A 22,607-nucleotide genomic window follows, 5' to 3' on the forward strand; every position below is an offset into this window, starting at 1 on the left:
ATGAGTGACGAGGACGGTGCGGCGCCGGCTCCCCGGCGCGCCTCCGCCTGGATGATCCTCGCGGTGGTGGCCGCCGCCCTGCTCGTCTGCTGCTGCTCCGCCGCCGTCGGCCTGGTGATCGCCTGGTCCGCCGGCCTCTTCCACGCCCCGACCTGACCGGCAACCGCGACGTCGCGGACGGGTCAGGTCGGGGTGGGCAGCCCGCCGATCAGGGGCGGCCGGCGCCGACCAACGCGGCGGCCTCGCCGGTACGGACCATCCGTTGCCAGCGCAGCCGGTTGCCGACCAACGCGGTGACCACCGACTGCACCACGACCAGATACATGAGTTGCCGGTAGACCAGCTGCTGGAACGGCAACGCCCACAGCGGCCCGTACCGCTCCCGGTCGAGGCGTAGCGCGTAGCCGGCGGTGGCCGCCTGGAGCAGCAGCAGCCCGGCCCAGGCCAGGGCGAGGGTCGACCAGGGCAGGAAGAGCAGGCCGTAGACGGCGAACACGTCGACCGCCGGCGCGGTGAGCGGCAGCACGATCTGGAACACCGTGAGGTACGGCAGACCTCGCCGGCCGAGTTTCCCGCCGGCACCCGACTCGCGCAGCGCGTGCCGGTGTTTCCACATCGCCTGCATGGTGCCGTAGCACCAGCGGTACCGCTGCCGCCAGAGCTGCCGCAGCGACGAGGGGGCCTCCGTCCAGGCGATCGCCGACTCCTCGTAGACCACCCGCCACCCGGCCCTGAGCACCTTCATGGTCAGGTCGGTGTCCTCGGCCAGCGTGTCCGCCGGCACGCCGCCCACCCGCAGCAGCACCTCGCGCCGGAACGCGCCGATCGCGCCGGGGATGGTCGGCATGCACTCCAGCACGTCGTACATCCGGCGGTCGAGGTTGAAGCCGATCACGTACTCCAGGTGCTGCCACCGGCCGAGCAGCCGGCGCCGGTTCGCGACCTTGGTGTTGCCGCTGATCGCACCCACCGTCGGGTCGGCGAAGCCCTGCACCAGCCGGTGCACGGTGTCCGGTTGGAAGACGGTGTCCCCGTCCACCAGCACCAGCAGGTTCGCGCGGGCCGCCCGGATGCCGGTGTTCAGCGCCGCCGGCTTGCCGGCGTTGGCCTGCCGGATCACACGTACCCCGCGCAGCCGCATCCGCTCGACGATGTCGGCGGTGCCGTCGTCCGATCCGTCGTCCACCACGATCACCTCCAGCGCCGGGTACGCGCTGGCCACCAGGGAACGGACCGTGGCGGCGATGTTCGCCGCCTCGTTGTACGCCGGCACGATCACCGACACCGGGACGCGCACCTCGGGCCGGTCCCGACGGGGCCGGCGGACTCGACGTACGTGCCGTTGGGCGCAGATCACCTGCACCACCAGCCGCAGCACGCCGAGCACCAGGGCGATGGCGAGCAGTGCGTTCATCACCCCGGCCGACCAGCGTGCGCCGGTCTGGGTCCAGCGCAGCGCGGTGCCGCTCAGTCGGCTGCCGGCGCCGGCCGGGACCATCGACGGCGAGGCGTCGATGCCCGTGGAGATCGTGGTGAACCGGTAGCCCTGGCCGGTCAGCGCGGGCAGCAGCCGGTCCAGCGCGGCCACCGTCTGCGCCCGGTCACCGCCGCCGTCGTGCATCAGCACCACGGCGCCCTGTCCCCGCTTCGGGGTGGCCGCCCGGGCGATCTGGTCGACGCCGGGGCGCTGCCAGTCCCTGGTGTCCAGGTCGGCGAGCACCGCGACGTGCCCGGTCCCGGCGGCGGCGCGCAGCGCGGCGTACTCGGGCCCGGTCAGCGCCGTCGGCACCGAGGAGAACGGCGGCCGGAGCAGGGTGACCTCCCGGCCGGTCGCCGCGGCGACCGCCTTGCGGGTGAGCGAGAGTTCGAGGTCGCGTCGCCACGCCGGTACGGCGGCGAGGTCGGCGTGGGTGTAGGTGTGCGACCCGATCTCGTGGCCCTCGGCGAGGATCCGGCGGACCAGCTCCGGGTGCTCGTTGACCCGGGCTCCGACCACGAAGAAGGTGGCGTGCGCGCCGTGGCGGCGCAGCACGTCGAGCACCTGCGGGGTCCAGCGCGGGTCCGGCCCGTCGTCGAAGGTCAGCGCGATCGTCCGGCCCGGCAGAGCCCGGCTGACCGGCTCGGCGTGATCCAGCCGAAGGACCGGGCCGCCCGACCCGACCTGGGCCGGTACGCCCGGTGCGGCGGAACCGCTGGCGGCGGGGGTGCCGGAGCCGCCCGAGAGGCCGTTCACGAGGCCGTTGACGGTGAGTGCCGCGAGCAGCAGGAGCAACCCGAGCAGGAGCAGGATCCAGTGCGCCCGCGGATCACGTCGGGCCACGTGTCGCGCCATCGTCACTGCGGCTTACCAGGCGACCGGCTCGGCTTCGAGGTGTTGCGGTGCTCGTCGGCGCGGCCCGGCTGGTCGGTGGCCGACGGCCCCGTCGACGTGGTGGGCGGGCCGGAGCGCCGGACACCGGTCGCGGTGGGGCTGGGCAGCGGCGCCGACGTGCGGGTCACCGGGGACGGCGACGGCGAGTCGGGCACCCGGGGCTGTGTGATCCCGTCCACGCCGGCCTCCACCGGTCGCGGTGCCCGAGGGTCGTCGGACCAGCCGGGCAGCGACACGGAGGTGTCCAGGAAGAGCCCGGCGGCGATCAGCCCGAGGCTGGCGAGCAGACCCAGACCCATCGTGGTCCCGGCGATGACGGTCAGCCGCCGGCGGCGGCCGGTCCCGTCGACGAACACCGGCGGTGTGCCACCCGGTTGGTTGTGCATCTGGCGAACTCCCACCGCTTCCGCGCCGCGAACCGTCCGGTCGGGCGCCGGCGACCCGATGGTCCGGGCCTCCGGTGCAGACAGCGGCACCGCCAGCGACGCCGTTACATCGACTCAGGCCGTCCGCAGCTCGTCCACCGCCGTGCTCACCCGCAGGAAGAGCAGGCCGACGCCGACCGTCACCAGCACCGCGGCCAACGCGCCGGCTCCCAGCCAGGCCAGTTGCTCCAGCGGTACGTCCGGAACCCGCTCGGCCCCGGCGGTCTCCACGAACCGGACGTACTGGTCGCGGGTCGCCGGGTCGTCGCAGAGCGCCGCCGTGGCGTCGCAGACCGCTACCGAGCCCGCGCCCGTCGCCGCCCTGGGGAACAGCCCTCGGCCGAGGAGCGTCCCGACACCGAGGGCGAGCAGGATCGCCGGCACCGCCGGGGTCAGCGCCTGCCAGGCGATGGACCGGCTCAGCGCGCCACGCGGCACGCCGGTGGCGACCAGCGCCGAGTAGGCCCGGCGGCGGGACACGATCCCCTCCACCAGCGCGACGATCAACCCTCCGGCGGCGATCAGCACGGCCACCCCCACCGCGACGTCGACCAGGTCCATGGTGGACAGGTAGAACGGGTCGGCACCCCGGTCGACGCCGTCGAGCTGGTTCTGCTCCCGTTCGAGTGCGTCCTGGGCCACGAAGTAGGCGCGCAACGCGGCCGCGCCGCCGCCGAAGATCAGGGCGGCCAGCAGCGCGGCGAACGTACGGCTGCCGGCCCACGGGTCGGCCATCAGCCGACCTGCGGCGAGCAGCGCCGGCGGACGGCGGGCGTACCGGCGCAGCAACCGCCCGCAGGTGTACGAGATCCAGCCGGTGCCGATCACCACCCCGATCATCGCCGCGAGGCCACCCGCCACGAACATCAGCGGCACCAGCCAGCGCGCCACCTGCTCGTCGTCGAGTTGATAGAGCACCGGCCGGATCGCCGCGAAGCAGGTCAGGCCCAACGCGATCAGCACACCGGCCCACGGGCGCGGCCCGCGCTCCCGGGCCGCCTTGCGGCTCACACCCAGCGGGCTGGTGGTGACCGTCCGCAGCATCACCGCGGTGGCCAGCGCCGCGATCACCGGCAGGCCCAGCACCACCGCCGCCATCGCCCCGACCGACGGCAGCACGTCGGTGGGCAGAGCCAGCCGGCCCTGCCCGTCCCGCCGGTGCAGCAGCTCCCGACCGGCCAGGTAGACGCCCAGCCCGACGAACGTGCCGAGCAGGCTGGCCAGGCCCGTCTCCAGCACGGCCAGCCGGGTGACCTGGCCGGGGGTGGCGCCGGCCAGCCGGAGCCCGGCCAGCCGGCGGTCCCGGGTCGGCGCGCCGAGCCGGGCACACTGGCCGGCCAGTGCCAGCACCGGAATGGTCAGCAGCAGCAGCGCGAACGCCGTGCCACCGCGCAGCCCCGGCTCACGCAGCAACTCGTTGCGGTACTGCTCGGACTCCACCCAGGCGTTCCCGGCGGGTTTCGGGATGGCCAGCACGGTGAGCGCCGCCAACCCGGCCAGGGTCGCCAGCAGGGCGCTGAGCGCCGTGAGCACCACCCGGGCGGTGTCGGTGCGGGTGCCGGCCAGCGCGAGCCGGACCAGCGTCGCCGGCCTCACCGGGAGCCGCCGGCCAGCGGCACGTCGAGCCCCAGGCCGGTGTGGTCCACCAGACCGTCGCGCAGCACGATCTCCCGATCGGCGTACGCGGCGATCCGCGGTTCGTGGGTGACCAGCACGACGGCGGTGCGCTGCTCGCGGGCGAGTCGGACCAGCTGGGTGAGCACCTGCTCACCGGTGAGCGTGTCCAGGGCGCCGGTCGGCTCGTCGGCGAAGAGCACCCGCGGCTCGGTGACCAGCGCCCGCGCGGTGGCACACCGCTGCTGCTGACCGCCGGACATCTCGCCGGGCCGGAGGTCGGCCAGCTCGGCCACCCCGAACCGTTCCAGCCAGGTGAGCGCCGCCGTCCGCGCCTCTCGCCGCCCCGTGCCGGCGAGGAGCAGGGGCAGGGCGACGTTCTCCGCCGCGGTCAGCTCGGCGACCAGTTGGCCGAACTGGAACAGCACCCCGAACTCGGTGCGCCGGAGCCGGGACCGGGCCGCCTCCGACAGGTGGTCGATGCGATGACCACGCCAGCTGACCTCGCCGGCGTCCGGGCGGAGGATCCCGGCCAGACAGTGCAGCAGAGTCGACTTGCCGCAGCCGCTCGGACCCGTGACGGCCACGATCTCGCCCTCGGTCACGTCGAGCGTCACGCCGCGCAGGGCGGGCGTCGGGCCGTACGCCCGAACCACGCCGCGAGCCTGGAGTTGCGTCACGGGTGCACCTCCCGGTGCCAGTCGGCGACGCGGTCCAGGGTGGCGTGCAGCCAGCGCAGGTCCGCGTCGAGGTGGGCGATCGCGAAGTCGGCCGCGACCACATCGCTGAGCGTGGCGGCCGGATCGGCCTTGACCGTGGTCAGCTCGCGCAGCCGGGCGGTGTGCGCGGCGCGCTGGGCGATCAGGTAGGTGCGGGCCCGGTCGACGTCGGCGACCAGCAGCGCCACCACGACCTTGGTGAAGAGCGTGCTGGCCACGTACGGCATGGGTGGCTCCACCGTGGACAGCCACTGGTCGAGCGTCGCCCGCCCCTCGCCGGTCAGCGCGTACGCCGTGCGGTCCGGACCGGCGGCCCGGTCCTGCCCGGCGGCGGCCACCAGGCCGTCACGTTCGAGTCGCCCGAGGGTGGCGTAGACCTGCCCGAACGCCAGTGGCCGGGCTCGGGGCAGCCGCTCGTCGTGCGCACGCTTGAGCTCATAACCGTGCCGGCTGCCAGCGGCGAGCAACCCGAGCAGGACATGCGGCGTGGACACACCGCAACTATTCACTCAGCGAATACCGCTGTCAACCACCGCAGCGTCAGCGCGTGGGCAGCCAGGTCGGGGGACGGCCGGTCTGGGCGAGGAGGTGGTCCAGGTCCGGCAGGTCGACGGAGGAGGTCGGCACCGGGTCGGCGAAGACGCCCATCCTGCGGGCGGTCGGCGCCAACCCCTCGACCAGCCCGCGCAGCTCCGCCACCGCCTCCGGAGCCGGCTCGTACGGCTGGCCGGTCGCGACGGCGAGGTCCCAGCCGTGCACTGTCAGGTCCAGCAGCGCCATGCCGCCGATGACGGTCTGCGGCATGCCCATGCCCGGCGACACACCCTCCAGCGTGGACGGGTCCGACCAGGCGGCGACCAGGCGGCCGGTCTCCGCCTCGAACCGGTCCCGCCAGCCGTCGACCAGGTGGTCGGGCTTGTCGGCCCACTCCACCGACCGCTTCTCGGCCAGCGCCTGGAAGTTCACCACCACCTCGATCAGATGGTTGAGCAATTCCCGGACCGTGTAGTCGCGGCAGGGCGTGGGCAGGCCGAGCTGGTCGTCACCGATGCCACGCACCACGTCGACGGTTCGCGGCGCGGCAGCCGCGAGCAGATCGCTAGTCTGAGTTGCCATAGGGCCAGCGTATGAGGGTGGTCTTGAAAAAATGCGACAGCAACCGCGTGGCGACAGCCGGGGAATCCTCGACCCGGGCCGGTTGCTGCGCGAGGTCCGCTTCCGCCGGCACCTGCCCGCCGAGTGGCTGCGACCGTGGGTCGAGCACTACTGGTTGATCGACTGGGCGTTGAGCGCGCCGTTCGAGCAGCGCGTCGTGCCGCACCCGGCGGTGAACGTGGTGTTCCGCCGCGACGGCGACGGGCCGGAGGCCGGCGAGGTGGCCGGAGTGGGCCGGGACCTCTTCCGGATCACGCTGGCCGGCACCGGCCGGGTCTGCGGAGTCCAGTTCCGCCCCGGCGGCTTCCACCCGTTCTGGCGACGACCGGTCGCCGAGCTGACCGGCCGCCTGCTGCCGTTGCCCACCGGGCGGCTGACACCGCCCGACGCCGAGATGTGCACGGGCACCGACCATGAACGCCGTCGCGCGCTGGACGCCCTGCTCACCGCCTGGGCACCCGACGCCGACCCGGCGGTCGAGGAGGCCGTCGCGCTGGCCGAGGCCATCCGGACGGACCGGACGGTGCTGCGGGTCGACGACTTCGCCGCGCGCCACCACATCCCGGTCCGCCGGTTGCAACGGCTCTTCACCGAGTACGTGGGGGTCGGGCCGAAGTGGGTGATCCGCCGCTACCGGCTCCAGGAGGCCGTCGAACAGGCCGCCGGCGGGCCGCTGAACTGGGCGGGCCTCGCCGCCGACCTCGGTTACAGCGACCAGGCCCACCTGGTCCGCGACTTCACCGCCGTCGCCGGCGTGTCGCCCGCCGCGTACGCCCGATCGGTCCACTGACGCGGGGCGGCCAGCCCAGCTTCGGGTGCCGGCTCAACGGCGACGCAGCACGACCACCGCGACGTCGTCCTGAATCTCCGGTGGGGCCAGCTCCACCAGCAGCCGGGCGCAGAAGTCGTCCAGGTTCTCGTCCACCGTGCCGGACACCGCGGCGAGCGCGGCCAACCCCTCGTCGATCGTGGCGTCCCGACGCTCGATCAGCCCGTCGGTGTACAACACCAGCGTGGCCCCGGCCGGAAGCACGAACTCCAGGTCGGCGGGGCGGGGCGCGCGGACGCCGAGCAGCGGCGCCGAGTGCTGCACGAACTCCACCTTGCCGTCCAGGCTGAGCACCGGCGGCAGGTGACCGGCGCTGGCCAGCCGGACCCGCCCGGTCGGCGGATGCAGCAGCAGCACGCAGAGCGTGGCCAGCTCGTTCGGCAGCAGGGTCCGCATCAGCTCGTTGACCCGGTGCAGGATCTCGCCGGGCTGGTGCCCCTCGACCGCGTACGCCCGCACCGCGTGCCGTAGCTCGGCCATCACCGTCGCCGCGTGCAGCGAGTGGCCGGCGACGTCGCCGATCGCCATCAGCAGGTGCCCGTCGAGCATGACCAGCTCGTAGAAGTCGCCGCCCACCTCGGTCTGGGCGCTGGCCGGCTCGTAGCGCACCGCGAAGTCCAGCCCGGCCACCGTGGGCAGCCCGCGCGGGAGCAGGCTGCGCTGGAGGGTGACCGCGATCCGGTGCTCCTCGTCGAACGAGCGCTGCCCCTCCACCGCCGCCGCCACCGCCTGGGCGAGCTGCACCAGCACCGGTGTCCGGGCGGTCTGGGTGGCGGTCGGGACCACCACGTACAGCGGGGCTCGGTCCTCCCGCAGCCGGGCGGCGGCCACCGTCACCGAGTCGCCCGCCGGCCACTCGATCAGCCCCCAGTCCGCCGGGTCCTCCACGCGCACGGTCGCGCCGGTCGGCACGCCGGTGTCGTCGACGACCCACGGCACCAGGGTCGCCTCGGCGCCCGGACCGGCGCAGATCCCGGCCAGGCAGTCGCCGTCGAACGTCTCGGCGACCACCGCCGCCGGGCTCTTGAAGATCTGTGCGGCACCCTCGGCGGCGGCCTCCAGCAGCCGGGCGAAGGTCGGCGCGGCGTGCACCGCCACTGTCGTGTCGGCCAGCACGAGCAGCCGCTCGGCGAGCAGCTCGGCGCGCTGCCGGGCCTGGTAGTAGCGCAGCACCGCCCGGGTGGTGGCGATCAGCTCTTCCGGCTCGATCGGCTCGGTCAGGTAGGCGTCCGCACCCCGGGTCAGCCCCTGGGCGCGGTCGGCCACGTCCACGGCGTGCGCCGAAACGTGGATCACCGGCATCGCCGGATGCGCCTCCTTGATCCGTTCGCAGACCTCGTAGCCGCTCAGGTCGGGCAGCCGGACGTCGAGCACCACCAGGTCGACGCGGTCCACCTCGACCCGGGCCAGGGCCTCGGCGCCGTTCTCGGCCTCCAGGACGGTGAACCCGGCCCGGGTCAGCCAGCTGACCAGCAGGTAGCGCTTGGTACGACTGTCATCGACCACCAGGACGGTCGCCGGCCCGCCGTCCACGTCACGCTCCGCCCACGGGCAGGGAAACGGTGAAGGTGCTGCCCCGGCCGGGCTCGCTGGTCAGCTCCAGTGTCCCGCCGAGCAGCATCACCAGACGTCGGGCGTACGGCAGGCCGAGCCCCGTGCCACCGACCCGGGTCGCCCCCGGCACCTGGTAGAACTCCTCGAAGATCCGGTCGTGCAGCTCCGGGGCGATGCCGGGGCCGGTGTCGATGACCGAGAAGTTCCACCGGTCGTCGCTCTGCCGGGCCCGCAGCCGCACCTCGCCGCGCTCGGTGAACTTCAGCCCGTTGTGCAGCAGGTTGCGCAGCACCTGGCCGAGCAGCACCTCGTCGGTACGCAGCACGGCCGGCGCGGGCGGCTCCTCCACCACCAGCTCCACCCCGGGCCGGGTGGCCAGCGCGCGCAGCGTGCCACGCAGTTGACCGAAGAGCGGGCGCAGGTCCACCTCCGCCCAGTCCGGCTCGATCCGGCCGGACTCCGCCTTGGCGAGGTCCAGCAGCTCGTTGACCAGCCCGAGCAGGTCCGCCGCCGAGGACCGGATCAGATCGACCTGGCGGGCCTGCTCGGTGGTGAGCGGGTCGGAGGCGGAGTCGGCGAGCAGACGCCCCAACCCGATGATCGCGGTCACCGGGGCGCGCAGCTCGTGGCTCACGTTGGCCAGGAACCGACTCTTGGACTCGCTCGCCGCGCGCAGCTGGGCCGACTTCTCGTCCAGCTCGGCGTAGAGGGCGACCACACCCCGGTTGGTCTCCTCCAGCTCCTCGGTGAGCTGGTTGTAGAGCGCCAGCACGCCCCGGTTGGTCTCGGCGAGCTCCTCGTTCAGCACGGCCAGCTCGTCGCGCTGGCTGCGCACCTCGTCGAGCGCCGCGATGAGCTGCCCGTTCTGGACGGTCAGCTCATCAAGGGCGCTGGACGGCGCGGTACGGCCGAGTTCGGCACGGAACTCGGCGAGCCGCTCCGGGGTCGGCGTCGGCGCGTTGGCCGGAACTCGTCGGGACATCCTCACGACCGTAACCCCCTGGACGGTCGACACGCTCAAGGTGTCGACCAGTCGGGACACGGCGCCGGACTGCGGCTCGAACCGGCCGTCGGGCAGCGGGGCCACCGGGGCCAGGTCGGCGCGGAGGTGGAAGCGGCCGTCGACGCCCGCGTCGATGTGGAAGGAGACGTCCGCGCCTCCGACCATCCGCAGCAGGTCCCGGGCCACCTCGCTGAGAGCGGTGGCGATCCGGACCTGGTCCTGGTGTTCCAGGCCGACCACGGCGGCCACCTCGCGGCCGCGCTGGCGGATCACGAAGATGTCCTGCTCGACCCGCAGCGCCATCTGCAGCAGCGGCAGCCCGGCCGGCTCCTCGGTCATGCCCAGGACCTCGCGACCAGCACGCAGGCGTCGTCGCGCCGGACCCCGGCGTCGCGCAGCAGGGTCGCGGCCATCACCAGCGGGGATCGCTCCGCCAGGCCCGGGTAGTCGGTCAACCGCCAGCGGTCGACCACTCCGTCGCTGTGCATCACGAGCCGGGCGCCCGGAGCGAAGGGATAGTCGTACTCCCGGACCGCCGGCCGCTGGTGCCCCGCGATGCCGGGCAGCGACACCAGCCCTCGGCGCTGACCGTCACCCTCGACGATCACGCCGGCGATGTTGCCCAGCCCGGCGTAGCGCAGCATGCCGTCGGCGGGCGCCAGCTCGGCCACCGCCAGGGCCGCCCCGCGGGTGTACGACATGGCCCGGTGCAGGTGGCTCACCACCGCTGCGGGCGGGGTGGCCGGGGCGTCGCGGAACGCGGCGAGCGCCGCCTCGGTGGCGGCTGCGGCCAGCGGGCCGTGCCCCAGGCCGTCGCTGACCAGCACCTGGTGCCGCCCGTCGGCGACCCGGACGGCGTACCCGTCACCGCTGACCGTCTCGCCGGCCAGCGGCCGGGTCAGGGCGCCGGCCCAGGACGGCCGGGCGGGCTCGGCCGGCCAGACCTGCACGGCGAGGACGCTGCCCCGACCGGGCAGCGAGTACGCGTCGAACCAGCTGGCCTGTCGGACGATGGCACCCAGGCCGATCCCGAGCGTGCCCGTGGTGGAGTGCCCGTCCTGCGACGAGACGGTCAGGTCGGCCATGCCGGGCCCGGAGTCGATCGCCACCAGCTCCACGCCCGCCTCACCGGCCCGGCGTACCGGCCGGAGCAGCAGGACGCCCTCGTCGGCGTGCTTGACCAGGTTGCTGGTCAGCTCGGCGGCGACGATCGCCAGGTCGGCGATGCGCGACTGGCCCAGCTGAATCTGCTCGCCGAGTCGCTCGGCGGCACGCCGGACGGCGCTGGCCGCGCTGCCGGCCTCCACCCGGAACCAGATGCCACTGTCGGTGACCGCGTCGCCGTTCACCGGGACCACTTGGTGACCGTGATACGCGTGCCGGTCTCCGCCGACGTCTCGATCTCGAATTCGTCGACCAGTCGCCGGGCCCCGCTGAGCCCGAGGCCCATCCCGCTGCCGGTGGTGTAGCCGTCGGTGAAGGCCAGGTCGAGGTCGGGGATGCCGGGCCCGGAGTCGGCGAAGACGATGCGCACGCCCCGGCGCCGCCCGTTGTCCACGGTCGTCACCTCCACCGAGCCGCCGCCGCCGTACACGAGGGTGTTGCGGGCCAGCTCGCTCGCCGCGGTGACCACCTTGGTCTGGTCGACCAGGGAGAGCTTGACGGCCACCGCCACGCCACGAACCAACTGGCGGACGCGCACCACGTCCTCGTCACTCCGGATCGCCTGCGCCTGCGGGCCCAGGTCGACGCCCGCGGTCACGGCGTGGCCGTCTCGGCGTCCGGATCATCGTCGAGCTGGTACTCGAGCTCGTCGGCGCGGGCCGCCGCGATCAGTTCCATGCCGCGCTCGACGTTCAGGGCGGTACGGATTCCGTTCAGCGACAGCCCCAGTTCGACCAGGGTGATGGCGACGGCGGGGCGCATCCCGACCACCACCGTCTCGGCGTCGAGCACCTTGGAGATCGACGCGATGGTGGAGAGCATCCGCCCGACGAAGGAGTCGACGATGTCCAGCGCGGTGATGTCGATGATGACGCCGTGGCAGCCGGTGACGACGATCCGCTCGGCGAGGTCCTCCTGGAGCGCGACGGCGGTCTGGTCGGACATGTCGAGCTGGATGGAGACGAGCAGGATGTCACCGATCTTGAGGATCGGAACCCGTTCCATCAGGCGTCCCGGCGTGGCTGTCGACGGGTGCTCTCCACGCCGGTCAGCCGCAGCACGTGGCGCAGCGCGTCGGCGAGGCTCGCCTTGGTGGCGATGTCACCGAACTCGATGCCGAGCGCGACGATGGTCTGCGCGATCTGCGGGCGGATGCCGGAGATGATGCAGTCGGCACCCATCAGCCGGGCGGCCACCACGGTCTTCAGGATGTGCTGGGCGACCTGGGTGTCCACCGCCGGTACGCCGGTGATGTCGATGATCGCGTACGGGGAGCTGGTGTCGACCAGGGTCTGCAGCAGCCGCTCCATCACGACCTGGGCCCGGGCCGAGTCCAGGGTGCCGACCAGCGGGACGGCGACCACGCCCTCCCAGAGCTTGACCACCGGCGTGGAGAGTTCGAGCAGCTGCTCGGCCTGGTCGGCGATCAGGCTCTCCCGGGTGCGGACGAAGCTCTCGAAGGTGAACAGACCCATCTCGTCGACCAGCCCGGAGAACGCGACGTAGTCGCGCAGGGCGTTGTCGCCGCCGGCCTCCTGCACCAGCTCGACCAGCACGTCCTTCAGCGCGAAGATGCTGATCGCGGTCTCGGTGGCGGAGAAGCCCTGCCGGGCCCGGCCACGGGACAGCTCGGACAGCGTGGCGCGCAGCTCGGCGGCGGTGTCGGCGGACAGGTCGATGGCGCCCTGCTGGCCGGTGTCGACGATGGCCTGGTGCAGGTCCTGGACCTGCCGGCGCAGCTCCGCCTGACTCAGTCGGCCGCGCAACGAACCGGCGACGGTTTCCGTCCATCGGTGCGTGACCCGCTCGGCCTGCCCGCTCAGCAGCGCGGCGAGTCGACCGCTTTCCTCGGCGCTCAACGCCATTGCGAAAACCCCCTCGACCTGGAACGGGGCGGACTCTATCACCGGGGGCTGATCAACTACTTGCCCCGTAGCAACGGAATGATGATGACCACCGGATCCCGGCTCCCGTTCTGCGTTCGACCCCGTTCGTGGGATACCGTTCCCCCGATAACAGGAGGTCTGGCGAATGTCCTTGACGGTGCACACGGAACAGCGCGGCGACGTGGTCGTCGTGTCGGTCGCGGGCGAGCTGGACATGGCGACCGCACCTCAGTTGCAGGACCAGATCACCGACCTGCTCGACAAGGGCCGTAACCGGCTGGTGTTCGACCTGGCGGATGTCTCGTTCTGCGACTCGACCGGCCTGTCGGTCTTCGTCCGCGCCAAGAACAGCTGCGACGAGGCCGGCGGCGTGGTGCGGCTGGCCGCCCCGCAGCGGGGGGTGCTGCGCATCCTCGAGGTGAGCGGCCTGGTCGAGGTGCTGCACACCTATCCGACGGTGGATCAGGCCGTCGCTGGCGAACCGTCGCCGGCCTCCTCCTGACCGCTGTCGCTCGTCACTCGTCCTCGACGTAGCGGGGACGAGCGATCGCCATGCCCGCCGCCGCCTGCACGGCGAGCGCGACCAGCAGGAATCCGACCGGCGCGCTCCAGCCGCCGGTGACCTCGTAGAGGATGCCGACCATCAGCGGGCCGAGGGCGGCGATCACGTACCCGGTGCTCTGTGCGAACGCGGAGAGCGCGACGGTTCCCTCGGCGGTGCGGGCGCGCAGACCGATGGCGGTCAGGATCATCGGAAACGCGCCCTGGCCGATGGCCAGCAGGGTCACCCAGAGCAGCGCGGCGCCGTGTGGGGCGAGTGCCAGCCCCAGGTAGGCCAGCGTGGACGCGGCGGTCAGCCCGAGCACCAGGGGGCGCAGGGTGGCGAGCCGGCCGGCCAGGGTGGGCATCACCAGGGCGATGGGCACGCCGAGCGCGGTCACTCCGGCGAGCAGCAGCCCGGCCGACTCCGGCTGGTAGCCGGCGTCGCGGAACAGTTGGGCCAGCCAGCCCATGATCGCGTAGCCGCTGAGCGACTGGGCGCCGAAGTAGATGGCCATGGCCCAGCCCAGTCGGGTCCGCGCCGGCCGGATCCGCGCCGGCGGGGAGACGGCCGCCGTCGGGGTTGCCCGCCGTGCGGCCGCCCGCGCCCGCAGCGCCAGCGGCACCCACGGGAGTACGGCCACCGCGGCCAGCCCGGCCCAGACGCCGAGCCCCGCCCGCCAGGACCCGAAGGCGTGCGCGATCGGCACCGCGGAGGCCGCGGCCACCGTCGTGCCGACGGTCAGAGCCATCGTGTACGCCCCGGTGACCAGGCCGGTGCGGTGCGGGAAGTGCTGCTTGACCAGCATCGGCAGCAGGATGTTCGCCACCGCGATGCCGGCCAGCGCCAGCGCACTGGTGATCATGAAGACCCAGGTCGAGTCGGTGGCGACCCGGAGCACCTGGCCGGTGGCGAGGGCGAGCATGGCGACCACCAGCACCCGGGCCGGCGCCACGCGGCGGACCAGCCACGGGGTGAGCGCGCCGAGGCCGGCGAACGCGATGGTCGGCAGGGTGGTGACCAGGCCGGCGGTGGTTCCGGAGAGACCCAGCCCGTCGCGGACCTCGTCGAGCAGTGCGCCGAGGCTGGTGACCGCGGCGCGCAGGTTGAGCGCGACCAGCAGCATCCCGACCAGCACGAGCGCTCCGCCGGTCGCCGGGTGCGTCCGTCGGCCCCCGCCGGGGTCGAGCGCCGGGCCGGGAGTGACGGCGACGGGGGCCGGGGGCGCCGGAGCGGCGGTCGGTGGCGGGGTCATGACCTCTAACCTACAATCATGGGATGAATTTGGGACCGGTGATGTAACCAGTGCCACCGTCGGTCGATTCCGCTTCCGCGCCGCCGGTGCCGCCCCGCGGCCACCGCGTCCGGCAGACCATCGAGCAGCTCCGCGCCCGGATCCTGGGTGGCGAGTGGCCGGTCGGCGCCCGCATCCCCACCGAGCCGCAACTGGTCGCCGCGCTGGGCGTCGGGCGCAACACCGTCCGTGAGGCCGTCCGTGCCCTGGTGCACGCCGGCGTGCTGGAGTGCCGGCAGGGCTCCGGCACGTACGTGGTGTCCACCGACGAGCTGGCACCGGTGGTGGCCCGACAGCTCGGCGACGATCGGATGACCGAGGTCATCGAGGTGCGGCGCGCCTTCGAGGTGGAGGCCGCCCGACTCGCCGCCCTACGGCGTACCCCGGCCGACCTGGCGGCGCTCGACGGCGCGCTCGCCGAGCGCGAGGCGGCCTGGCAGGGCGGTCGGGTGGACGCGTTCGTCGAGGCGGACGCGGCACTGCACACCGCGGTGGTCGCCGCCGCGCACAACGCGATGCTCGCCGAGCTGTACGCCTCGGTCGGCGCCGCCCTGCGCAGCACCGTCGCCCAGGCGATGGGGGACGTGCTCACACCCGAGCGCTACGTCGACCACACCCGACTGGTGGAGGCGATCCGGGCCGGTGACCCGGCGCTGGCGGCGATCGAAGCCGGCGCTTTTCTGGAGCCCGCCGGAGGGGCATAGGTTGTGCCGGACGGAAAACCGGACACCTCGGGAGTACGGATGCTCAAGGGCTTCAAAGACTTCATCATGCGCGGCAACGTCGTCGACCTGGCGGTCGGCATCGTGATCGGCGCCGCGTTCACCGGCGTGGTCACCGCTCTCACGACCTCCTTCCTCAAGCCGATCATCAAGCTGGTCGGCGGCGGGGATGACCAGTTCGCTGGTCAGTGGGAGATCAGCAAGGGCAACTTCATGGACTGGGCGGGGTTCCTCAACGCCCTCATCACGTTCGTGCTCACCGCGGCGGTGCTCTACTTCTTCGTGGTGTTCCCGATGAACAAGCTGGCCGAGCGGCGCCAGCGGGGCGAGGAGCCGCCACCGGCGGCGCCGAGCGAGGAGGTCAAGCTGCTCACCGAGATCCGGGACGCGCTGGTCTCCGCCGGTCACACCACTCCGGGCCAGCAGCGCGGGGCGCTGGACGACGTGCTGGGCCGCCGCACGGAGCCGCCGGCACCGCGCTGACCGACGGATGCACATCGGCCCCTGCGGGAATCCCGCAGGGGCCGCATCTTCTCGTACGTGTGTTCGATAGAGTCCCGCCATGGAGCAGCGAAAGCACTGGTGGAACGGGAAATGGGGGCGACTGGCCCGGCGGGACGTCTTCCTCCGGGTGGACGCCGACCGGTGGCACGTCGAGCAGCGCGCCGGCGGCGCCGAGGGCATCTCCCGGTTCTACGAGTACGGCAGTGCGGACGAGGCCGAGGACACGGTACGGGCACTGCTCGACGGCCCGGACACCTGGCGCGAGCTGTCCCCGCGCCCACCGGGCGGCTGGACCCCGACGAACGGCTGAGCGGTAGACGACAGCGTTTAGCGGCGTACCGCCCCGGGAACCGCGATGGGATGAACCCCCAGGACGAGCAGCAGGCGACCATCTCGCGGATCACCACGGGGATGCCGGTGATCGACCCCGCCGGCGCCGAGGTCGGCACGGTGGATCTCGTCCAGCGGGGTGATCCGAACGCGGTGACCGTGCAGGCGCCGACCGCCGATCCGGGCAGCAGCCTGGACGAGCTGATCGAGGCCACGGCGGTCGACGAGCCAGAGGTCCCGGCCGACCTGGCGGCCCGGCTGCTGCACGGCGGCTACCTGAAGGTCTCCACCGAGCTGGCCGGGACCGGCGCGGTGTACGTCCCGGCCGACCGGATCGCCGCCGTCACGGACGGCCGGGTGCTCCTCACGGTCGGCGTGGCCGACCTCCCTCCCGAGGAGTAGCTCCGGTCGGGCAGCGCAGTCCTCGACGCTGCCTGCCCAGGCGACGGGTCCGGGTACCGGCACCCGTCGCCTTTGGAGCTGATGTCGTAAACGATTCAGCCAGCGTGATGTCCTAAGCGATTCAGCTCGAAAGGGAGTCGGACCCAGGCCGACCGGCGGCCGGCAGCGGCTCGGCCAGCGCCTCGGGCCGAGGCACCGCCGGCAGCGGGTCGACCGGCGCCTCGGACCGAGGCACCTCCGATGCGGGTTGGTTCGGCGCGGCGGGTGGGCGGCGGCGGAAGAGCAGCAGCATCAGGCAGCCGGCGACCAGCCCCCAGAACGCGCCACCGACACCGACCAGCGTCACCCCCGACGCGGTCACCACGAAGGTGACCACGGCGGCCTCCCTGGTCGCCGGGTCGGTCACCGCCGAGGCGAGTGCGGTGGCCAGGGCTCCCAGCAGCGCCAACCCGGCGACCGCCTCGATGAGGATGGGCGGGGCGACCGCGACCAGCGCGGTGGCCACGCCGGCACCCAGCCCGAGCAGGGCCAGGCCGATGCCGGCGGTGACCGAGGCGACCCACCGGCGGTCCGGGTCGGGGTGCGCGTCGGGGCCGGCGGCCAGCGCGGCGGTGATCGCCGCGAGGTTCACCGCGTGCCCGCCGGCCGGGGCGGCCAGCAGGCTGGCCAGGCCGGTGGCGCGCAGCGCGGCGCCGAAGGGCGGGCGGTAGCCGTAGCCGGCCAGCACCGCCATGCCGGGTACGTTCTGCGCGGCCATGGTGACCAGGAACAGCGGGAGTGCGAGCCCGACCAGCGCGGACGCGTTCCACGCCGGCGCGGTCAGGGTGACCGACGGGGTCAGCTCCCCGACGGCCAGGCCAGCCGGCGGTGCGGTCAGCGCGATGGCCGCCACCGCCACCAGCAGCGCGCCGGGCACCGCCCAGCGGCGGGCGAACCGGTGCAGCAGCAGCCAGGCGACCACCACCGGACCGGCCACCGCGGGCAGCTCGACCAGCGCGCGGACCGGCGCCGTGCACAGCGGCAGCAGCACCCCGGCGAGCATCGCGCCGGCGACCGGCTTCGGGATGGCGGCCACCGTCCGGCCGAGCGGCGGGAACAACCCGGCCGCCACGATCAGCAGACCGGAGACGAGGAACGCGCCCACCGCGACCGGCCATCCACCCGGCGGCGGCCCGGTCGCCACCAGCAGCGCCGCACCCGGCGTGGACCAGGCCACGCTCATCGGCACCCGGTGCCGTACGCCCAGCCAGGCGGCGGCGAGCCCGCACGCCACGCAGAGCGCGAGCAGGCCGGAGGCCGCCTGTGCGTCCGACGCGCCGGCCGCCCGGAGCCCGGCCAGCACGACGGTGAACGAGCTGGCGAAGCCGACCAGCGCGGTCACCATGCCGGCCAGCACCGGTTGCGTGCGTCCGGCCATCCCCATCCTCCCGACTGTTCCGTTTACGGAACAACAGCGTGTAGCACGATAGCCGGGTGCCGCACCCACCACCAGCCCGCCGTCCGGGCCTCGACGTGGATCCCGCCGTCGTGGGCCGCCGGGTCCGCGCCCTCCGCGAGGAGCGGGGGATCTCGCTGTCCACACTGGCCCGACTCGCCGGCGTCGGAAAGGCCACGCTCTCCGGCCTGGAGCGCGGCACCCGCAACCCGACGCTGGAGACACTCTGGGCGGTCACCGCGCACCTCGGCGTGCCGCTGACCGCCGTGCTGGCCGAGCCGGCCGCCGAGCCCACCGTGCACGGCACCGCGGTCAGCGCCACCCTGCTGGAGGTGTTCACCGACGCCGACGCGACCTACGAGCTGTACCGGATGCGGGTCGCGCCCGGACCGGGGCAGCTCTCCCCCGCCCACCAGCCCGGGGTCACCGAACACGTCACCGTCTTCGCCGGTGTCCTGTGCGCGGGCCCGGCCGACGCGCCGCTGACCGCGCCGGCCGGCGGTCACCTCCGCTGGGTCTCCGACGTGCCGCACAGCTACACCGCGGTGGGCGACGACGAGGTCGCCGCCAGTCTGCTGCTGCGGTATCCGCGCCGCTGATTTCTCGACATAGGCGGTGGGCGTAGAGACGGCGGTGGGGTGTTCTTGGCAAGCTGGACCCCATGACGCTGATCCTCCGCTCGGCCATCCTCAACGACATCGGACTGATCCGGACCAACAACGAGGACTCCGCCCTCGCCGGTGACCGCCTGATCGCCGTCGCCGACGGCATGGGCGGGCTGCCCGCGGGTGAGGTGGCGAGCGAGATCGTGATCCGGATCCTGGACGAGCTGGCGCCGCCGACCGAGCCCGACGAGGCCGCCGATGCCCTACGCGCCGTGGTCAGCACCGCCAACCAGCGCATCCACGCCGCCATCACCGTCGACCCGACCCGCGAGGGCATGGGTACGACGCTGACCGCGGCACTGCTGGCCGGCGAGACGCTGGTGCTGGCCCAGGTCGGCGACTCCCGCTGCTACCTGCTGCGCGACGGGGAGCTCACCCAGCTCACCCGGGACGACACGTTCGTCCAGGCACTGGTCGACCAGGGCACACTCTCCCCCGAGCAGGCCCGGCACCACCCGCAGCGGTCCCTGGTGACCCGGGCCGTGCAGGGCGCCGACACCCCACCGGCGGTCGGCGTGCTCACCGTGGGCCCCGGCGACCGGCTGCTCCTGTGCAGCGACGGCCTCTCCGACTACGTCGAGGACGAGGCCATCGCGGCGGCTCTGGGCATGTACTCCGACCGCCAGCAGTGCGGCGAGCAACTGGTGAAGCTCGCCCACCACGCGGGCGCGCCCGACAACGTCACCGTCGTCGTCTCCGACGTCATGACCCGCTGACCCGGCCGCAGGTCCGACCTGGTCGATGGGCGAACGGCCCGCCGTGGCGATTCCGATCGACCCACTAGGTAGTTGTGCCATCTAGCTGATGCCGCTACTGTCCGCCGGGTGGATTCCGACCGGCGCGGGCAGTGGCTGCGGGGGGTGCTCGACATCTGCGTCCTGGCCCTGCTGCGGGAGCGCGAGTCGTACGGCTACCAGCTCGCCCAGGCGCTCGACGCCGCGGGAGTCGGGCCGATCCAGGGCGGCACGCTCTATCCCGTGCTGCTGCGCCTGCAACGCACCGGCCTGGTGACCGCGCAGTGGCGGGAGGGCACCGCCGGGCCGGCCCGCAAGTACTACCGGCTCACCGACGACGGGCGGGAGGCGCTGCGCCAGGGCGGCAGTGCCTGGCTCGCCTTCGTCGCCCCGGTGAGCGACGTCGTCACGAAGGGGGTCGCCGGGTGAACGCCGACGATTGGCTGCGTACGTTCACAGCCGAGCTGCACCAGCGCCGGGTCGCGGCGGACGCCGCCCGACACGTGGTCGCCGAGGCCGCCACACACCTGCGCGAGGGAGGCGGCGACCCGTGGGTCGTCTTCGGTCCACCCCACCAGTACGCGGCCGCGATCGTGGAGAGCATCGGCACCGCGCCCGGACCGCGCCCCGGGCCGGTCCGGTTGCACGCCCGGGGCATCACCAAGCGGTACGGCCGGCGGACGGTGCTGAGCGACGCGACGCTGACCGTCCGGGCCGGACAGATCGCCGCGGTGGTCGGCGCGAACGGCTGCGGCAAGAGCACTTTCCTGCGGATCTGCGCCGGGCTGGTCTCGCCCGACGCCGGTGAGGTGACCATCTCCGGGCGGCTCGGCTACTGCCCGCAGTCCGGTGGCACCGCCGACTTCCTGCTCGCCGACGAGCACTTCGTGCTGGTCGGCGCCGGTCAGGGAGTGGCCCGGGGGCCCGCCCGCCGCGCCGGACGGGCAGCGGCCCGACAGCTCGGCTGGGAGGCGGGCGGCGACATGCTGGCCCGGCACCTCTCCGGCGGCACCCGACAGAAGCTCAACCTGACCATGTCCACGCTCAGCAATCCGGACGTGCTGCTGCTCGACGAGCCGTACCAGGGCTTCGACCAGGGCACCTACGTCAACTTCTGGGATCAGCTCGCCCGGCTGCGCGACGCGGGCAAGGCGATCGTCGTGGTGACCCACCTGCTCAACCAGCTCGACCGGGTGGACACCGTGCTCGACCTGACCCCGACACCACAGTCCGGGTGGCTCGCGCCCGGCGTCCAGGGAGGTCACCCGTGAACCGGCTCCTCACCGTCGCCGAGATGACCCTGCGGGAGTTGCTGCGGCGTCGGGGCGTACTCCTGCTGTTGCTGTTGATGCCGTTGACCTTCTACCTGATCCGGCGGGACGCCTACCTCGGGCAGTCGGTCCGCTCGCTGCTGCTCGGTGTGGGCTGGGCGGTGAGCACGGCCGCGCTCTTCGCCACCACCGCGGCCCGTGAGCTGGAGCCCAGGCTGAGGCTGGCCGGCTACCGCCCGCACCACCTCTATCTGGGCCGGATGCTGGGGCTCTGGACGGTGGGGCTGGTGATCTCCGTACCGTTCTTCCTGCTGCCCCTGGTCGACGGCGCGGAGCTGCGCTACGCCGGTCTGGCCGCGGCGATGCTCTGTTCCGTCGGTGTGGCGGCGCCGTTCGGCATGTTGATCGGCGCGCTGCTGCCCCGGGAGCTGGAGGGCACCTTGCTGCTGCTCACCGTGGTGACCGTGCAGATGCTGATCGACCCGGCCGGGTCGGGGGCGAAACTGACGCCGTTCTGGTCGAGTCGGGAGATCGCCACCTGGGCGGTGGACCACACCGACGAGGGCTACCTGTCCCGGGGGGCGCTGCACGGGCTCGCCGTCACCACCCTGCTGGTCCTCGGCGTGGCCGCCGTCGCCAGCGTCCGGCTGCGCCGCCGTCGGCACCTGCGGCACCTGCCCGTCGGCTGACCGGCGCGCTGGCGGATTGCGCCAATCCGGTTGCTCCGACCATCCCGGCAGGTTGAGATGGTCGGATGACCGTGCGCCGGGTGACCGCCGATGAACGCCTGACCACCAGCTTTCCGCTGGCCGCGTACGCCTTCGAGTCGTCACCGCTCGGTGCCGCCCGGGTCGACGCGTTCCGTGACTACCTTCCCTACCAGGCGGACAACCGGACGCTCATCGTCGAGGAGGGCGGCAGCACCCTGGCCGCCGCCTCGGCCATCCCGATGCGGCAGAACCTGCGCGGCACGGTGCTGCCGATGGCCGGTGTCGCCGGGGTGGCCACCCATCCGCTGGCCCGCAGGCAGGGGCACGTCCGGACGCTACTGCACCAGCTCCTCGACGAGATGCGCGACGAGGGGCACGCGCTCAGCGCGCTCTACCCGTTCCGGCCCAGCTTCTACGCCCGGTTCGGCTATGCCGGGCTACCCAAGCCGCGCACGGTCACCTTCGCCACCGCCGACCTGGGCTCGCTGCTGCGCCTCGAACTGCCCGGCGAGGTGCGCTGGGAGCGGATCGGGGCCGCCTATCCGGCGTGGCGGGGGTTCACCGAGCGCTGCCTGCGGGAACGGCACGGCTTCTCGGTCTTCCCGGAGTACCGCGCCGTCGGGCTGCGCGACCGGGACGAGCACTGGCTGCTCACCGCCCGCGTGGGCGACGCTGTCACCGGCGCGGTCACGTACCGGATCGACGACCACGGCGGCACGCTCATCGGCAACGAGCTGCTGTACGCCGATCCGCTCGCCCGGGCGCTGCTGCTGCAGTTCTTCTCCCGGCACGTCGACCAGGTCGACCGGATCACCGTCCAGGTCCCGCCCGACGAGCTGCCGGAGCTGTGGCTGACCGACCTGGCCGTGCACGTCGAGGCGCGGGCCGCCCGGCCTGGATCGTCCGCCCCGATGGCCCGCCTGCTGTCCGTGGCCGCGCTGCACGGGCTGCCCGCCGGGCCGGGCCGGGTCCGCATCGAGCTGACCGGTGACCGCTGGCTGGCCGGCAGCCACCTGCTGGACGGCACGAGCGGGTCGCTGGAGGTGACCTCGGACGCCGACGGCCGGACGCCGACGGCCACACTGACCGCCGCCGGGCTCTCCGCCCTGGCGTACGGGGTGCTGGACCCGGCCGAGCTGCCGCTGCGCGGGCTGGGTGAGGTGCCGGCGGACGCGGCCACCGAGCTGCGCGGCATCTTCCCCCGCCGGGTCCCGTACGTCTTCGCCGACTTCTGAGCCTGTCGCCGGGCAGCCGAGTTTTAGCAGCTGGTTAAGCCGGC

At 73.4% G+C, this 22,607-nt stretch carries 27 protein-coding genes; 13 read left to right on the plus strand and 14 right to left on the minus strand.

What is annotated here, in order from left to right:
• Complete coding sequence (locus M8C17_RS10770; protein ID WP_252416257.1) at positions 1 to 156, plus strand: hypothetical protein; 156 nt, start codon at positions 1 to 3, stop codon at positions 154 to 156.
• 52 nt (positions 157 to 208) lie between these two features.
• On the opposite strand, the gene M8C17_RS10775 is transcribed toward M8C17_RS10770, so the two are convergent.
• The 6 genes from M8C17_RS10775 to M8C17_RS10800 form a co-directional block, all read right to left on the minus strand.
• The gene (locus tag M8C17_RS10775; protein WP_252416258.1) at positions 209 to 2,320 is read right to left on the minus strand and encodes a bifunctional polysaccharide deacetylase/glycosyltransferase family 2 protein; all 2,112 of its coding nucleotides are present in this window, start codon (positions 2,318 to 2,320) and stop codon (positions 209 to 211) included.
• Positions 2,321 to 2,334: 14 nt separating this feature from the next.
• A complete protein-coding gene (locus M8C17_RS10780; protein WP_252416259.1) occupies positions 2,335 to 2,757 on the minus strand; it encodes a hypothetical protein in 423 nt (140 codons plus the stop codon).
• A 114-nt stretch (positions 2,758 to 2,871) separates the two neighbouring features.
• Entirely contained in the window at positions 2,872 to 4,392 is a 1,521-nt protein-coding gene (locus M8C17_RS10785; protein WP_252416260.1) for an FtsX-like permease family protein, read from the minus strand.
• A complete protein-coding gene (locus tag M8C17_RS10790) occupies positions 4,389 to 5,090 on the minus strand; it encodes an ABC transporter ATP-binding protein (RefSeq protein ID WP_252416261.1) in 702 nt (233 codons plus the stop codon). The genes M8C17_RS10785 and M8C17_RS10790 overlap by 4 nt, the downstream gene beginning before the upstream one ends.
• Positions 5,087 to 5,623 (minus strand): PadR family transcriptional regulator, encoded by a 537-nt coding sequence (locus tag M8C17_RS10795; RefSeq protein WP_252416262.1) that lies wholly within the window; start codon positions 5,621 to 5,623, stop codon positions 5,087 to 5,089. Before M8C17_RS10795 ends, M8C17_RS10790 begins: the two co-directional genes overlap by 4 nt.
• Before the next feature lie 46 nt (positions 5,624 to 5,669).
• The gene (locus M8C17_RS10800) at positions 5,670 to 6,245 is read right to left on the minus strand and encodes a TIGR03086 family metal-binding protein (protein WP_252416263.1); all 576 of its coding nucleotides are present in this window, start codon (positions 6,243 to 6,245) and stop codon (positions 5,670 to 5,672) included.
• A gap of 31 nt (positions 6,246 to 6,276) precedes the next feature.
• Here M8C17_RS10800 and M8C17_RS10805 point away from each other — a divergent pair, with 31 nt between their 5' ends.
• A complete protein-coding gene (locus M8C17_RS10805) occupies positions 6,277 to 7,074 on the plus strand; it encodes an AraC family transcriptional regulator (protein WP_252416264.1) in 798 nt (265 codons plus the stop codon).
• A gap of 33 nt (positions 7,075 to 7,107) precedes the next feature.
• On the opposite strand, the gene M8C17_RS10810 is transcribed toward M8C17_RS10805, so the two are convergent.
• From M8C17_RS10810 to M8C17_RS10835, 6 genes are read right to left on the minus strand one after another with little or no spacing between them, the layout of a single operon-like run.
• A complete protein-coding gene (locus tag M8C17_RS10810; RefSeq protein ID WP_252416265.1) occupies positions 7,108 to 8,646 on the minus strand; it encodes a SpoIIE family protein phosphatase in 1,539 nt (512 codons plus the stop codon).
• Position 8,647: 1 nt separating this feature from the next.
• Positions 8,648 to 10,009, minus strand: a complete 1,362-nt coding sequence (locus M8C17_RS10815; RefSeq protein WP_252416266.1) for a sensor histidine kinase — start codon at positions 10,007 to 10,009, stop codon at positions 8,648 to 8,650.
• The gene (locus M8C17_RS10820) at positions 10,006 to 11,019 is read right to left on the minus strand and encodes a SpoIIE family protein phosphatase (RefSeq protein WP_374558042.1); all 1,014 of its coding nucleotides are present in this window, start codon (positions 11,017 to 11,019) and stop codon (positions 10,006 to 10,008) included. Before M8C17_RS10820 ends, M8C17_RS10815 begins: the two co-directional genes overlap by 4 nt.
• On the minus strand, positions 11,016 to 11,432 hold the full coding sequence (locus tag M8C17_RS10825) for an anti-sigma regulatory factor (protein ID WP_252416268.1): 417 nt from the start codon (positions 11,430 to 11,432) through the stop codon (positions 11,016 to 11,018). The genes M8C17_RS10820 and M8C17_RS10825 overlap by 4 nt, the downstream gene beginning before the upstream one ends.
• The gene (locus tag M8C17_RS10830) at positions 11,429 to 11,839 is read right to left on the minus strand and encodes an STAS domain-containing protein (RefSeq protein WP_252416269.1); all 411 of its coding nucleotides are present in this window, start codon (positions 11,837 to 11,839) and stop codon (positions 11,429 to 11,431) included. The genes M8C17_RS10825 and M8C17_RS10830 overlap by 4 nt, the downstream gene beginning before the upstream one ends.
• Positions 11,839 to 12,699, minus strand: coding sequence for an STAS domain-containing protein (locus M8C17_RS10835; RefSeq protein WP_252416270.1), 861 nt, complete (start codon positions 12,697 to 12,699; stop codon positions 11,839 to 11,841). Before M8C17_RS10835 ends, M8C17_RS10830 begins: the two co-directional genes overlap by 1 nt.
• 166 nt (positions 12,700 to 12,865) lie before the next feature.
• Here M8C17_RS10835 and M8C17_RS10840 point away from each other — a divergent pair, with 166 nt between their 5' ends.
• The gene (locus tag M8C17_RS10840) at positions 12,866 to 13,222 is read left to right on the plus strand and encodes an STAS domain-containing protein (protein ID WP_252416271.1); all 357 of its coding nucleotides are present in this window, start codon (positions 12,866 to 12,868) and stop codon (positions 13,220 to 13,222) included.
• A 13-nt stretch (positions 13,223 to 13,235) separates the two neighbouring features.
• Here the strand turns inward: M8C17_RS10840 and M8C17_RS10845 are convergent, their stop codons facing one another.
• Positions 13,236 to 14,387, minus strand: coding sequence for an MFS transporter (locus M8C17_RS10845; protein ID WP_252416352.1), 1,152 nt, complete (start codon positions 14,385 to 14,387; stop codon positions 13,236 to 13,238).
• Between the two features lie 179 nt (positions 14,388 to 14,566).
• Here M8C17_RS10845 and M8C17_RS10850 point away from each other — a divergent pair, with 179 nt between their 5' ends.
• The 4 genes from M8C17_RS10850 to M8C17_RS10865 all read left to right on the plus strand — a co-directional run bounded on the left by M8C17_RS10850 (position 14,567) and on the right by M8C17_RS10865 (position 16,513).
• Positions 14,567 to 15,259, plus strand: a complete 693-nt coding sequence (locus M8C17_RS10850; protein ID WP_252416272.1) for a FadR/GntR family transcriptional regulator — start codon at positions 14,567 to 14,569, stop codon at positions 15,257 to 15,259.
• Positions 15,260 to 15,298: 39 nt separating this feature from the next.
• Entirely contained in the window at positions 15,299 to 15,760 is a 462-nt protein-coding gene (gene mscL / locus M8C17_RS10855) for a large conductance mechanosensitive channel protein MscL (protein WP_252416273.1), read from the plus strand.
• A gap of 79 nt (positions 15,761 to 15,839) precedes the next feature.
• Entirely contained in the window at positions 15,840 to 16,091 is a 252-nt protein-coding gene (locus M8C17_RS10860; protein ID WP_252416274.1) for a hypothetical protein, read from the plus strand.
• A gap of 50 nt (positions 16,092 to 16,141) precedes the next feature.
• Positions 16,142 to 16,513, plus strand: coding sequence for a hypothetical protein (locus M8C17_RS10865; protein WP_252416275.1), 372 nt, complete (start codon positions 16,142 to 16,144; stop codon positions 16,511 to 16,513).
• Between the two features lie 121 nt (positions 16,514 to 16,634).
• On the opposite strand, the gene M8C17_RS10870 is transcribed toward M8C17_RS10865, so the two are convergent.
• Entirely contained in the window at positions 16,635 to 17,930 is a 1,296-nt protein-coding gene (locus M8C17_RS10870) for a benzoate/H(+) symporter BenE family transporter (RefSeq protein ID WP_252416276.1), read from the minus strand.
• A 56-nt stretch (positions 17,931 to 17,986) separates the two neighbouring features.
• Here M8C17_RS10870 and M8C17_RS10875 point away from each other — a divergent pair, with 56 nt between their 5' ends.
• The 6 genes from M8C17_RS10875 (at position 17,987) to eis (ending at position 22,563) form a co-directional block, all read left to right on the plus strand.
• On the plus strand, positions 17,987 to 18,547 hold the full coding sequence (locus M8C17_RS10875; RefSeq protein ID WP_252416277.1) for a helix-turn-helix domain-containing protein: 561 nt from the start codon (positions 17,987 to 17,989) through the stop codon (positions 18,545 to 18,547).
• Between the two features lie 62 nt (positions 18,548 to 18,609).
• The gene (locus M8C17_RS10880) at positions 18,610 to 19,329 is read left to right on the plus strand and encodes a PP2C family serine/threonine-protein phosphatase (RefSeq protein ID WP_252416278.1); all 720 of its coding nucleotides are present in this window, start codon (positions 18,610 to 18,612) and stop codon (positions 19,327 to 19,329) included.
• Positions 19,330 to 19,437: 108 nt separating this feature from the next.
• Positions 19,438 to 19,776: a PadR family transcriptional regulator gene (locus M8C17_RS10885; RefSeq protein WP_252416279.1), complete on the plus strand. Its 339-nt coding sequence runs from the start codon at positions 19,438 to 19,440 to the stop codon at positions 19,774 to 19,776.
• The gene (locus M8C17_RS10890) at positions 19,773 to 20,618 is read left to right on the plus strand and encodes an ATP-binding cassette domain-containing protein (protein ID WP_308209404.1); all 846 of its coding nucleotides are present in this window, start codon (positions 19,773 to 19,775) and stop codon (positions 20,616 to 20,618) included. Before M8C17_RS10885 ends, M8C17_RS10890 begins: the two co-directional genes overlap by 4 nt.
• Positions 20,615 to 21,307, plus strand: a complete 693-nt coding sequence (locus tag M8C17_RS10895) for a hypothetical protein (RefSeq protein ID WP_252416280.1) — start codon at positions 20,615 to 20,617, stop codon at positions 21,305 to 21,307. The genes M8C17_RS10890 and M8C17_RS10895 overlap by 4 nt, the downstream gene beginning before the upstream one ends.
• 80 nt (positions 21,308 to 21,387) lie before the next feature.
• Positions 21,388 to 22,563, plus strand: a complete 1,176-nt coding sequence (gene eis, locus M8C17_RS10900) for a GNAT family N-acetyltransferase (RefSeq protein WP_308209405.1) — start codon at positions 21,388 to 21,390, stop codon at positions 22,561 to 22,563.
• Positions 22,564 to 22,607 lie beyond the last annotated feature (44 nt).

It is taken from the genome of Micromonospora sp. RHAY321 (assembly GCF_023896955.1).
Lineage (GTDB): Bacteria > Actinomycetota > Actinomycetes > Mycobacteriales > Micromonosporaceae > Micromonospora.